At 73.1% G+C, this 11653-nt stretch carries 15 protein-coding genes; 6 read left to right on the top strand and 9 right to left on the bottom strand.

Translation table 11 applies throughout. The features are described from left to right. Nucleotides 1-22: 22 nt before the first annotated feature. From O7622_RS18310 to O7622_RS18300, 3 genes are all read right to left on the bottom strand, one after another. On the bottom strand, nt 23-841 hold the full coding sequence (locus O7622_RS18310) for an SCO1664 family protein (RefSeq protein ID WP_282309380.1): 819 nt from the start codon (nt 839-841) through the stop codon (nt 23-25). Then, the gene (locus O7622_RS18305) at nt 838-1419 is read right to left on the bottom strand and encodes a DUF3090 domain-containing protein (protein WP_282309379.1); all 582 of its coding nucleotides are present in this window, start codon (nt 1417-1419) and stop codon (nt 838-840) included. The genes O7622_RS18310 and O7622_RS18305 overlap by 4 nt, the downstream gene beginning before the upstream one ends. Nucleotides 1420-1506: 87 nt before the next feature. Continuing rightward, nucleotides 1507-2220 carry a histidine phosphatase family protein gene (locus tag O7622_RS18300; protein WP_282309378.1) on the bottom strand — a complete coding sequence of 238 codons (714 nt, stop codon included), beginning with the start codon at nt 2218-2220 and terminating at the stop codon, nt 1507-1509. A 765-nt stretch (nt 2221-2985) separates the two neighbouring features. On the opposite strand from O7622_RS18300, the gene O7622_RS18295 reads away from it, so the two are divergent. Next, entirely contained in the window at nt 2986-3576 is a 591-nt protein-coding gene (locus O7622_RS18295; RefSeq protein ID WP_282309377.1) for a hypothetical protein, read from the top strand. Nucleotides 3577-3656: 80 nt separating this feature from the next. Here the strand turns inward: O7622_RS18295 and O7622_RS18290 are convergent, their stop codons facing one another. Beyond that, nucleotides 3657-4493 (bottom strand): undecaprenyl-diphosphate phosphatase, encoded by an 837-nt coding sequence (locus O7622_RS18290; protein WP_282309376.1) that lies wholly within the window; start codon nt 4491-4493, stop codon nt 3657-3659. After that, nucleotides 4490-5542 (bottom strand): LLM class F420-dependent oxidoreductase, encoded by a 1053-nt coding sequence (locus O7622_RS18285; RefSeq protein WP_282309375.1) that lies wholly within the window; start codon nt 5540-5542, stop codon nt 4490-4492. The genes O7622_RS18290 and O7622_RS18285 overlap by 4 nt, the downstream gene beginning before the upstream one ends. Before the next feature lie 164 nt (nt 5543-5706). Here O7622_RS18285 and O7622_RS18280 point away from each other — a divergent pair, with 164 nt between their 5' ends. Both O7622_RS18280 and O7622_RS18275 read left to right on the top strand, forming a co-directional pair. After that, the gene (locus tag O7622_RS18280) at nt 5707-6675 is read left to right on the top strand and encodes an aldo/keto reductase (protein ID WP_013286071.1); all 969 of its coding nucleotides are present in this window, start codon (nt 5707-5709) and stop codon (nt 6673-6675) included. Between the two features lie 70 nt (nt 6676-6745). Next, a complete protein-coding gene (locus O7622_RS18275) occupies nt 6746-6937 on the top strand; it encodes a DUF5703 family protein (RefSeq protein ID WP_030274256.1) in 192 nt (63 codons plus the stop codon). A 57-nt stretch (nt 6938-6994) separates the two neighbouring features. Here the strand turns inward: O7622_RS18275 and O7622_RS18270 are convergent, their stop codons facing one another. Together O7622_RS18270 and O7622_RS18265 are read right to left on the bottom strand one after the other, a co-directional pair. Further along, on the bottom strand, nt 6995-7648 hold the full coding sequence (locus O7622_RS18270) for a hypothetical protein (protein ID WP_013286069.1): 654 nt from the start codon (nt 7646-7648) through the stop codon (nt 6995-6997). 61 nt (nt 7649-7709) lie between these two features. Beyond that, nucleotides 7710-9038, bottom strand: coding sequence for a M20/M25/M40 family metallo-hydrolase (locus O7622_RS18265; protein WP_282309374.1), 1329 nt, complete (start codon nt 9036-9038; stop codon nt 7710-7712). Nucleotides 9039-9166: 128 nt separating this feature from the next. Here O7622_RS18265 and O7622_RS18260 point away from each other — a divergent pair, with 128 nt between their 5' ends. The 3 genes from O7622_RS18260 to O7622_RS18250 are packed head-to-tail and all read left to right on the top strand — an operon-like array spanning nt 9167 to nt 11075. After that, nucleotides 9167-9784: a hemerythrin domain-containing protein gene (locus O7622_RS18260; protein ID WP_282309373.1), complete on the top strand. Its 618-nt coding sequence runs from the start codon at nt 9167-9169 to the stop codon at nt 9782-9784. Nucleotides 9785-9831: 47 nt separating this feature from the next. Continuing rightward, a complete protein-coding gene (locus tag O7622_RS18255) occupies nt 9832-10818 on the top strand; it encodes a LysR family transcriptional regulator (RefSeq protein WP_282309372.1) in 987 nt (328 codons plus the stop codon). 20 nt (nt 10819-10838) lie between these two features. After that, nucleotides 10839-11075: a hypothetical protein gene (locus tag O7622_RS18250; protein WP_013476980.1), complete on the top strand. Its 237-nt coding sequence runs from the start codon at nt 10839-10841 to the stop codon at nt 11073-11075. 47 nt (nt 11076-11122) lie between these two features. Here O7622_RS18250 and O7622_RS18245 read toward each other — a convergent pair whose 3' ends face one another. Together O7622_RS18245 and O7622_RS18240 are read right to left on the bottom strand one after the other, a co-directional pair. Continuing rightward, the gene (locus tag O7622_RS18245) at nt 11123-11473 is read right to left on the bottom strand and encodes a DUF3140 domain-containing protein (RefSeq protein WP_282309371.1); all 351 of its coding nucleotides are present in this window, start codon (nt 11471-11473) and stop codon (nt 11123-11125) included. Further along, complete coding sequence (locus tag O7622_RS18240) at nt 11473-11643, bottom strand: hypothetical protein (protein WP_282309370.1); 171 nt, start codon at nt 11641-11643, stop codon at nt 11473-11475. The genes O7622_RS18245 and O7622_RS18240 overlap by 1 nt, the downstream gene beginning before the upstream one ends. Nucleotides 11644-11653 lie beyond the last annotated feature (10 nt).

Below are 11653 nucleotides of genomic sequence, written 5' to 3'. Positions count from 1 at the left end.
AAGTGATCAACGCGACAGCAGCTCACATGGGCGGCCAGGGCATCGCCGGCCACTCCTGCGGCGGCAGCGGGAACCGGCCGCTCTCGCCCAGCCGCTCGACCCGTTCCGCCAGCGCGGCCAGCTCACCGATGGTCAGGTGCTCGGCCAGTTCCTCACCGAGCGGCCCGCGCAGCTGCCCGGCCAGGCCGTCGAGCATCTCCACCGCGTCCGGCGGCAGTTCGCGACCGGCCCAGCCCCACAGCACCGTACGCAGCTTCTCCTCGACGTGGAAGCTCACGCCGTGGTCGACGCCGTAGATCCGGTCGTCCGGGCCGGCGAGCACGTGCCCGCCCTTGCGGTCGGCGTTGTTGATGATCGCGTCGAGCACGACGAGCCGGGCCAGGCGGGGGTCGTCGGCGTGCGCCAGCGCGTACGCCGCCCCGTCGTCGTCGCGGGCCGCGGCGACCGGGAACCAGCGCGGCGGGATCTCCTGCGCCGGCACGAACCCGACGAGCGGCTCGGCGTCGTCCGGCTCATCGATCCAGAGCTGGCACGAGCCGGGACCGAACGGGCCGTCGCGCAGCACCGTCGGTGGCACCAGATCCCAGCCGGTGGCCCGGGACACCAGGTAGGCGGACACCTCCCGCCCGGCGAGCGTGCCGTCCGGGAAGTCCCAGAGCGGGCGCTCGCCGCGTACCGGCTTGTAGACGCAGTGCGCACTCGCGTCGCCGAGCGCGATGACGCCGCGCAGCGTCGCGTTGGAGGCGTCGACGAGCCGCCCTTCCAGGGTCAGCTCACCGTCGGCGAGCAGCCGTAGCGCCTCGGCGCCGTCCTGTCGGGGCTGCAGTTCCGACGAGGTCACCGGTGATAGCCGTTGTGCCGGGGGCAGAGGTGACCGGCCGGGTCGAGCGGCTGGCCGCACAGCGGGCAGGGGGGCCGGCCGGCGTTCACGACGCGCTTGGCCCGTTCGATGAACTCGCGGGTCGCCTCCGGGGTCAGCCGCACCCGCAGGCGGTCGAGGTCGTCGTCCGGCTCGTCCGGGTCCTCGTCGGCGTCGTCGTCCGCGTCGCCCAGTTCGACCTCGGCCTCCGCCTCACCGACGGCGATCGCCTCGATCACCACGGTGGCGGTGTCCACGTCGAAGGCCAGGCCCAGCGTGCCGACCCGGAACTCCTCGTCCACAGGCGTGTCGAGCGGCTCGTTGTCACCGCTCACCGTGGTGATCGGCTCCGGCAGCTTCACGCCGAAGCGGCGCTGCGCCTCGGCGAGCAGCTCCTCCAGCTTCTCGGCGAGCAACGACACCTGGACCTTCTCCAGCGACACGCTGACCAACCGGCCGCCGCCGCGCGCCTGGAGGAAGAACGTGCGCTCCCCCGGCGGGCCGACCGTACCGGCGACGAACCGCTCCGGCGGCTCGAAGGCGTGCACCTGGTGCGTCATACCCACGACCCTATCCGGCGTGTGGAAGCACCGCGCAGCCCACCGACGGCGAATCCGCCCAGAGCGAACGCGCCGCGTACTCCTGTCTCACCCGGCCGCGCCCGCGCCTCCACCGACCGCCGCGTCGGACTCGGCCGCCCGCACCGGTCGCCGGCGCCGCTTGCGCGGCGGCGGGACCAGCGCCGACAGGTCACCGCCGGTGTCGTTGAGCCGGACCAGGAACGGCCGCAACGGGGTGTAGCGGATCGCCGTCACCGATGCCGGGTCGGCCACGATCCGCTGAAAAAGATCAAGGTGTACGCCGAGCGAGTCCGCCACGATCGCCTTGATCACGTCGCCGTGGCTGCACGCCAGCCAGACCGCCTCCGGCCCGTGCTCGGCGGTGACCCGGGCGTCCCACGACCGTACCGCGGCGACCGCGCGCGCCGACATCGCCGCCATCGACTCTCCCTGCGGGAACGCCGCGGCGCTCGGGTGCTGCTGCACCACCGGCCAGAGCGGCTCCTTCGCCAGCTTCTTCAGCGACTGCCCCTCCCAGTCGCCGTACCCGCACTCGATCAGCCCGTCCTCGACGATCGGCTCGGCACCGGGCAGCGCCAGCTCCAGGGTCTGCCGGCAGCGGATGAGCGGGCTGGTCACCACCGCCGCCAGCGGCAGCGCGGCGAGGCGCCCGCCGACCGCCGTCGCCTGCGCCCGGCCGGTGTCGTCCAGCTCGACCGGTTGCCGCCCGGCCAGGCCGCCGTCGGCGTTCGCGGTGGTCCGGCCGTGTCGCAGAAGCAGAAGGGTCGCCACGCAAACCACCCTAGGCCGTGCGTTCCCCGACGATCGTCCCGCCACGACACCCCGTTCCGCGGCGCTCCCCGTTACCGGGACCGCCCCCGTCCCCCGTCGGCGTCGATCATGAGGTTGACCCGGACAAATCGGACGGCGATCCAGGTCAACTTCATGATCGACCGATGGAAGCATCCCGGTTGGCGACGCCCGGCCCGCGCTCGACGGGTTCAGGTGCCTGGCGGCGGAGATCTTGGAAGGTTTGGGCCCCTCTGAGGGCCTTTTCGTACCAAGATCTCCCCGCCGAGCGTGGCCCGGACGCCGGGCGCGCCGCGCTGAGGGCTCGCGCCACTAGCTCCGCCCTCGCGGGCCCACCCACTCGGCCGATCATGAGGTTGGCGGAGACAAAACGGGACAGACGATGCCGTCAACTTCATGATCGGCGGGGCGCGGCGCGGGCGGGCGGGGTGCCGGGCGGCGGCGGGGGCATCGCGGGCCTGGGTGGGTGGGGGTGGTGTGTGGGCGGGGCCGGGGCGTTGTACCCGGTGAACGACCGCAGCAGCACCCCGTCGCGTGATGGCGGGTGGCAGTGTCCGGGAATGATCCCGGGCCGGTGGTCGTTGTGTATGGCTCCGGCGCCGCCAGCCGAACCCCGCCCGTCCCCCACGGGTGTTGCGGGTCGCGTGAGCAGGACGCCGGATCCCCCGAAGACTTCTCCGAGTGCCTGACGGTGCTCGCACCCGCACCGACCCCCCTGTCGGTGTGGGCGTCGACCCCCGAACGGAGCCCCCCTTCATGAACACGATCCTGCGGAACAGCATCCTCGGTATCGCCGGTCTGACCGTCGCCGGTGGCCTCGCCGCCGGCCCCCTCAACCACGACACCAACACCCCCACCGTGCGGGACGCCGCGGTCACCACCACACAGGCCGCCGGCACGCTCGACACCGCCGCGCTCATCCCGCACGGCGTGCAGGGCACCCAGTCCCACATCGATTTGAACGACGAGCAGGTCAAGAACGTGAAGGCGATCATCGCCGCCACCAAGAAGGCCGGCATGGACGAGCGTGCCGCTGTGGTGTCGATCGCGACGGCGTTGCAGGAGTCGAAGCTGGAGAACCTCGGCCACCTCGGTGACCGCAACGACCACGACTCGCAGGGCCTGTTCCAGCAGCGCCCCTCCTCCGGCTGGGGCACGGTCGAACAGATCACCGACCCCGAATACTCCACCACCGCGTTCCTCAAGGCCCTCAAGCAGGTCGACGGCTGGCAGGACATGCCCCTGACCAAGGCCGCCCAGACCGTCCAGGTCAGTGCCTACCCCGACCACTACGCCCAGTGGGAACAGCAGGCCGCCGACCTCGTCGCCCAGCACTGGAACAGCTAAGACGAACAAGTAAGACACAGCGAAAGGCCGGCACCCCGGACCAACGGGGTGCCGGCCTTCTCGCGTGCCAGGAGACAGCGTCAGGTCGCGCTGATCGTGCCGGTCGCCAGCAGGCAGATCACCAGGCTGCCCAGCGCCACCCGGTACAGCACGAAGACGTACAGCGTGTGGTGTGCGACGTAGCGCAGCAGCCACGCGATGGCCGCGTAGCCGACGGCGAACGCGATGAGCGTGGCGATCACCATCTGCGCCACGCTCGGCGCGGCGGTGCCCGGCGCGGACGGCTCGAAGACGTCCGGGAGGCTGAACACGCCGGAGATCACCACGGCCGGGATGGCCAGCAGGAACGAGTAGCGGGCCGCGGTCTCCCGGGTGAGGTTGAGCAGCAGGCCCGCGGTCAGGGTGCCGCCCGAGCGGGAGACGCCGGGGATCAGCGCCGCGGCCTGGGCGAAGCCCATGACGACGCCGTCGCGCATCCGGAAGTTCTCCAGCGTACGGGTCTGCCGGCCCCAGTACTCGGCGAAGGCCAGCAGCATCGCGCCGATGATCAGCGTGCCGGAGATCAGCCAGAGGTTCCGGCCGGCGGTGCGGATCTGGTCCTTGAAGATCAGCCCGAAGATGCCGATCGGGATGGTGCCGATGATGACGTACCAGCCCATCCGGTAGTCGAGGCTGGACCGCACCGAACGGTCGACCAGGCCGACGAACCAGGTGCGGACGATCCGCCAGATGTCCTTGGCGAAGTAGATCAGGACGGCGGCCTCGGTGCCGAGCTGGGTCACCGCGGTGAACGACGCGCCCGCGTCCCGGCCGAAGAACAGGGCCGAGGTGATCCGCAGGTGCCCGGACGAGGACACCGGAAGGAACTCGGTCAGCCCCTGGACGATGCCCAGGACGATGGCCTCGATCCAGGTCACTCGCCGACTCCGGACAACTCCAGCGCCTCGGCGACGGTACGCAGGGTCTGCACCCCGCTGTCCCGGTCGGCCACGAACAGCGACACCGACAGCGTGGTCACGCCCGCGGCGGCGTACTCCCGCATCCGCTCGGCGATGCGCTCCTTCGGGCCGAGCAGCGAGGTGCGGTCGATGAACTCCATCGGTACGGCGGCGGCCGCGTCGCGCTGCCGCTTGGCCAGGTAGAGGTCCTGGACCTCGCGGGCCGCGTCGCCGTAGCCCATCCGGGTGGCGAGCTGGTTGTAGAAGTTCTGCTTGCGGCTGCCCATGCCGCCCATGTACAGCGCGGCGTACCAGCGCACCAGCTCGGCGCAGGTGGCGATGTCGTCGCCGACCACGACCGGCACGGACGGCACCACGTCGAACCCGGCCAGTTCCTTGCCCGCCGCCGCGCGGCCGGCGCGCACCGAGGCGAGGTGCTCCTCGGCGAACTCCGGGGAGTAGAAGACGGCCAGCCAGCCGTCGGCGATCTCGCCGGCCAGCTCCAGGTTCTTCGGGCCGACGGCGGCCAGGTAGATCGGGATGTGCTCGCGGGGCGGGTGGAAGCCCAGCCGCAGCGCCTTGCCGGGGCCGTCGGGCAGCGGCAGCGTGTAGTGCTCGCCGTCGTACGCGACCTCCTTGCGGGCGACCGCCAGCTTGACGATGTCGACGTACTCCCGGGTGCGGGCCAGCGGCTTGGCGAACCGGACGCCGTGCCAGCCCTCGGAGACCTGCGGGCCGGACACGCCCAGGCCGAGCCGGAACCGGCCGCCGGAGAGCGTGTCGATGGTCGCGGCGGTCATCGCGGTCATGGCGGGGGTACGGGCCGGGATCTGCATGACCGCGGCGCCCACGTCGATGCGCTCCGTCTGACCGGCGATCCAGGCCAGCATGCTCGGCGAGTCCGAGCCGTACGCCTCCGCGGCCCAGACCACCGAGTAGCCGAGCCGGTCCGCCTCCTGGGCCAGCGCCAGGTGGTCGAAGGGCGTGCTCCACGCCGTCTGGTATCCGAGGTTGAGCCCGAGTCGCACTGATCCTCCCACCGTCCGCACCACAGGTCGCATCAGGTTACGCAATGAGCGTGGCGCCCTCGACGTCCGGCTCGCCCCGAACATGTCACACCGGGTGGAGGTCGCGCGGGAAGTTGACTGCGGCGAGGATTTCCGTGACGCCGGGTTCGAAATAAGGTTCACGCATGCAACAGCGACCGCTCGGCCGAAGCGGGCTGGCGGTTTCGCGGCTCGCGCTCGGCACCATGACCTGGGGACGGGACACCGACGCCGACGACGCGGCCGCCCAGCTGAAGAGTTACCTCGACGCGGGCGGCAACCTCGTCGACACCGCCGACGTGTACGCCGACGGCGACGCCGAGTCGGTGATCGGCTCGCTGCTGGGCAGCCTGGTGGACCGCGACGAGCTGCTGATCGCCACCAAGGCGGGCCTGCGGCCGGGCAGCCGCCGCCGGGACGGCTCGCGCGGGCACCTGCTGCGGACGCTGGACGCCTCGCTGCGCCGGCTGGGCACCGACCACGTCGACCTGTGGCAGGTGCACGGGTACGACCCGGACACCCCGCTGGAGGAGACGCTCTCGGCGCTGGACCACGCGGTGTCCAGCGGGAAGGCCCGCTACGTGGGTGTGTCGAACTTCTCCGGGTGGCAGACCGCCCGGGCGGCCGCCTGGCAGGCCGCCTGGCCGGGGCGCGCCCCGGTGGTCGCCGCGCAGGTGGAGTACTCGCTGCTGGAGCGCGGCGTGGAGCGCGAGGTGCTGCCCGCCTGCGCCGGGATGGGGCTGGGCGTGCTGCCCTGGTCGCCGCTGGGCCGGGGCGTGCTCACCGGCAAGTACCGCAACGGCCGCCCGGCCGACTCGCGGGCGGTGTCGCCGCACTTCGAGCGGTTCGTCGCGACGTACCTGGAGCCGCGCTGCTCCAGCATCGTGGAGGCGGTCGCGATCGCGGCCGGCGGGCTCGGCGTGTCGCCACTGGAGGTGGCGCTGGCCTGGGTGCGGGACCGGCCGGGCGTGACCGCGCCGATCCTGGGCGCCCGCACCGTCGGGCAACTGCTCGGCGCGTTGCAGGTGGAGCGGATGACGCTGCCGGAGGAGATCGTCACGGCGCTGGACGACGTGTCGGCGGTGCCGGTGGGCTATCCGGAGCGCGACGGCTGAGCCGGGCGGGGGCGATCCGGGTCACCCGCAGGGGGTGGCGGAGGGCCCGCGACCTGGGCAGCATAGGGGCATGGACTACGAATACGCGCCGCTGCGGTTGCCCTCGAACGTCGATCGGCTGACCGCCGCGGCGCAGTTGGCGATCCAGGCCGAGTTCTCCGGCTGGGAGCTGGCCCGGGTGCGGCTCTACCGGGACGGCACGCGGCAGGTGGTGCTGCGGCGCCGCCTGGTCAACCAGTCGCAGCCGGGCCTGTCGTACTGACGAGGGGCCCGTCCCCGGGGCCGCGCGACGCGGCGCCGCCCCGGGGACGCGCACGGCCTAGTGTGCGTGGTCGTGCTCCTCGTCGAGCTCCATGAACGGGTGCTCGTCGAGCCGGCCGACCAGCCGGTCGTCGGCGGCCGGCTGGAACGGGCCGACCGGGTCGTCGTCGTCGAAGGACTCCAGGTCGACGGGGGTGCCGACCTCGCTGACCATCACCACACCGTCCAGCGGCTCCAGCTCCGGCACGTCGAGCGCGGACAGCGAACCGTCGCCGCTCTGCAGCAGCTCCAGCACCGCCTCGCCGACCCCTTCGACCGGCGCCGGCTCGTCCTCCTCCGGGGTGCCCTCCCGGCGGGCCGCCTCGGCCGCGCGCAGCAGTGCGGCGACGCTGGGCACCCGGTAGTCGCGCCGCTGCCGCACCGAGATGACCCGCGGGTGCGGGTCGGTGGGCTCGCCGCCCTCGACGGCGCCGAAGCGCTCGTCGGCCTCGTCCGGGTCGATCGACTCCACGTCCCAGGGCGTCACCTCGCCGAACGCGTCGAGCAGCTGCTCGTCGTAGGCGAACGAGGCGTTGTTCAACGCGACGTACGCCTGCCAGACGGCGTCGTCGTCGATCCGGCCCTGGGCGGCCCGGACGGCGGCCAGGTGGGCGCGGGCGGCGTCGATCACGCGCTCGAGGGCGGCGTCCAGCTCACCGTGCTGGTCGGTCATGTGTGGCAGTCCCTTCGCGATGGGGGGAGGTTCCGCGCCGGCGGCGCCGCGGCGGGCGCGGTCAGCAGGTACGGAGGAAGCGGTCCAGAACCCGCACGCCGAACTGTAGTCCGTCCAGCGGAACCCGCTCGTCGATGCCGTGGAACAGGCCGGAGAAATTGAGGTCGGCGGGCAGCCGCAGCGGCGCGAACCCGAAGCAGCGGATGCCGAGCTGGGAGAACGCCTTGGCGTCGGTGCCGCCGGAGAGCATGTACGGCACGGGGTGGGCGCCCGGATCCTCGGCGCGCAGCGCCTCCGACATGTGCGCCACCAGGTCACCGTCGAACGTGGTCTCCAGGGCCGGCTGGCGCTGGACGTACTCGATGGCGATGTCCGGACCGACCAGCTCGCGCAGCTGCCGCTCGAGTTCCTCGCTCTGCCCGGGCAGGCTGCGGCAGTCGATGGTGGCGGTGGCCCGGCCGGGGATGACGTTGTCCTTGTATCCGGCGGCCAGCCGGGTCGGGTTGGCGGTGTTGCGGACGGTCGCGCCGATGATGTTGGCGATCGGGCCGAGCTTGGCGATCGCGGTCTCCGGGTCGTCCGGGTCGATCTCGATGCCGAGCACGTCTGCGACCTCGGCGAGGAACGCGCGTACGGTGTCGGTCATCACGACCGGGAAGCGGTGCCGCCCGATCCGGGCGACCGCCTCGGCGAGCGCGGTGACGGCGTTGTCGTCGTGCACCATCGAGCCGTGGCCGGGCCGGCCCTTGGCGTGCAGGCGCAGCCAGTCGATGCCCTTCTCGGCGGTCTCGATCAGGTAGAGGCGGCGCTGCTCGTCGACGGAGTAGGAGAAGCCGCCGACCTCGCCGATCGCCTCGGTGCAGCCGTCGAACAGGTCGCGGTGGCGCTGGGTGAGGAAGTGCGCGCCGTAGTCGCTGCCGGCTTCCTCGTCGGCGGTGAACGCGAGCACGACGTCGCGCCGGGGGCGGACGCCGGTGCGCTGCCAGTCGCGGACCACGGCGAGCACCATCGCGTCGAAGTCCTTCATGTCGATCGCGCCGCGGCCCCACAGGTAGCCGTCGCGGATCTCGCCGGAGAACGGGTGCACCGACCACTCGTCGGGGTCGGCGGGCACCACGTCGAGGTGGCCGTGCACCAGCAGCGCGTCGCGGCCGGGTTCGGTGCCGGGGATCCGGGCGACCAGGTTGGCCCTGCCGGGCGCGGATTCGTGGATCTCGGCGTCGACGCCGACCTCGGCGAGCTTCTCCGCGACGTACTCGGCGGCGCGCCGCTCCCCCGCGCTGGTGTCGTTGTCGCCGGTGTTGGTGGTGTCGATGCGCAGCAGGTCGCGGCAGAGGTCCACGACCTCGTCGGTGGCGTCGGGTCGGGCGGGGGCGGCGTCGCTCGTCATCGCTTCCTTATACCAGCAGGTGAGGTGATCGCGGGCCGCCGGTGGCCCGGCGGCGGTTTCGCGGAGCGCCGGGCCGGGTACCGCCGGACCGCCCGGACATCGACTCCGGCCGTCACGAGGAGGGCACCATGACCGTCCCCCTGCCGCCGCTGCCGCCCGCCGCCGACGACGCGTACCGGCCGGGCGGGCGAAGCGTCGCCGACCTCGTGGACACCGAGCACCGGGTGCTGCTGGGGCTGGCCGACCGGGTCACCGACCCGGCGCTGGACGCCGCCGGCCGGCGCGAGGTGCTCGACGTCCTGACCGCTGCGGTGTCCCGGCACCTGTCCGCCGAGGAGCAGTACCTGTTCCCGGCGGCCCGCGCCGCGATGCCGGACGCCGCCGAGTTGGTCGAGCGGGAGATCGAGGCGGACGCCGGGCTGCTGACCGCGCTCAAGGAGCTGTCCGGCCCGGACGATCCGGCGGTCGCCGACGTGGCCGAGCGGGTACGCCGGCACGTCAGCCGCGTCGCGGCGCTGGTCACGCCGCTGCGGGAGGTGGCCAGCGACGCCGAGCTGATCCGGCTGGGCAACCGGTGGGAGATCGCGGAGGAGGCCGCGCCGACCCGCCCGCACCCCGGCACGCCCGCCACGCCGCCCTGGAACAAGATCGTCGAGCCGGCGGTCGGGGTGCTGGACAAGGTGCGCGACGTGGTCACCGGACGGCGTACCCGGGTGAGCGACCTGGAGCATCGCCGCGAGGGGTGAGCCGATCGCCCCTTCCGTGTATCGGTTCGTGGTCCTACCGTCACGGTATGGATCTGGAGCTGCGACACCTGCGTGTGGTCTGCGCGATCGCGGAGACGGGGAGCGTCACCAAGGCCGCCTCGGCGCTCGGCCTGGCCCAGCCGGCGCTGACCGCCCAGCTTCAGCGGATCGAACGGGCGCTGGGCGGGCCGTTGTTCGAACGGGACCGCCGCGGCGCCCGCCCCACCGCGCTGGGTGAGCTGGTGCTGGACCGGGCCCGGGTGCTGCTGCCGGCGATGAAGGGCCTGCGGGACGAGGCGGCCCGGATGGCCGGTGCGGGCGACCCGCTGCGCCGGTACCGCTTCGGCGGCGTGAACAGCCCGATCATGGGCCGGCTGGTGCACCGCCTCGCCGCAGAGCGGCCGGACGCGCAGATCACCACGTACGCCTCCTGGTCGGTGGACGAGCTGGCGCAGATGGTGGCCGGCGGCCGGCTCGACTTCGCGCTGACCGGTGTGTGCGGCGACTCGACGCCGTCGGCGGGGTTCGGGCTGAGCTGGCGGGAGGTTGCGGTGGAGCCGATCTGCGTGCTGCTGCCGCAGACCCACCCGCTGGCCGGCCGCACCGAGATCGACCTGGTCGACCTGGGCCGCGAGCGGTGGGTGGCCGCGCCGGGCGAGGGTTGCTTCGGCGACTGCTTCGCCGCCGCCTGCGCCCGCGCCGGCTTCACCCCCACGAAGGTGTACGAGGCGGACGTGCGGGCCGCCCTGGAGCTGGTGGACGCGGGCGAGGCGGTGGCGTTGTGCCAGGCCACGTTCCGTCCGGTGGCCGGGCTGGTCACCCGCAGGCTCGCCGGTACGCCGCTGCGCTGGCGGCTGCTGCTGGGCTGGCATCCGGACGTGCCGGCCGCGGCGGTGGCCGAGCCGGTGCTGGCGGCGGCGGTCGCCGCGTACACGGATGCGCTGGCGAACCATCCGGAGTACCTGGGCTGGCTGCTGGCGCACCCGGAGTTCGGCGTGCAGCCCAACGGCTCGGGCGGGGTGCGAATCGCCTGAACCCGGGTATCACCGGCGACATGACTGATCTGTATCCGGCCGCCGACCAGCGGGAGCTGCTGCGCCAGGCGGCCACCGCGCACACCACCGCCTCCGCCGAGGTGGAGGCGTTCCTGCGCCGGTTGCCGGAGGTGCCGGGCCCGGCCGACGTGACCGAGTACGCCAACCTGCTCAGCCGCGAGGAACGCGCCCGGGCCGACCGGCAGGCCGCGGCGGACGCGGCCGGGCTGCGGCTGCCCAGCCTGGAGTCGGAGTAGCGGGCGGCGCCCGGGCGGGTGGTCCGCCCGGGCGCCGCCGCACCGGCTCAGCGTTCGACCAGTACGTCGTGACCGAGGTCGAGCAGGGCGTGGCGCCACTCGTCGTCGGCGTTGCCCCGGCGGGGCCGCTGCGCGGTCAGCTCCCGGATCCGGCTGATCGCCTCCCGCATCACCTCGATGTCCTCCGGCGTGAGGTCCACCTTGCGCTTGCGCAGCACGGCGAGGATCTGCCGGCCGGGCTCGGGCAGGTCGAGGTCCGGGTCCGGCCCGAACGCCTCCTCCCCCGAGCCGCGGGTCAGCAGCCACTGCCGCAGCGTCTCGGAGGGCACGTTCACCTCGGCGTGGAAGTCGTCCCAGATCACCTCGACCTCGGGGTCGAGTCGCGCCTCGCGTACCATCACGCCTCCTCTCCCGGCGGCGGCCCGGGTGCCGGCTCGCCCTCGTTCGGTGTGTGCTGCTTCAGGCCCTCCGGCGGCACCCGGACCCGGGACGGGTTCGCGGTCGGGGCCGCCTCGATCGGTTCACCGGCCCCGGTGTCGTCGTCGGAGACTTCCTCGGGTTCGGTCATGTCCGTCCTC

The sequence above is a fragment of the Micromonospora sp. WMMD1076 genome (assembly GCF_029581475.1).
Taxonomy (GTDB): Bacteria; Actinomycetota; Actinomycetes; order Mycobacteriales; family Micromonosporaceae; genus Micromonospora; species Micromonospora aurantiaca.
Note: the sequence above shows the minus strand (reverse complement) of the source record. Positions and strands in the feature narration are given on the sequence as shown.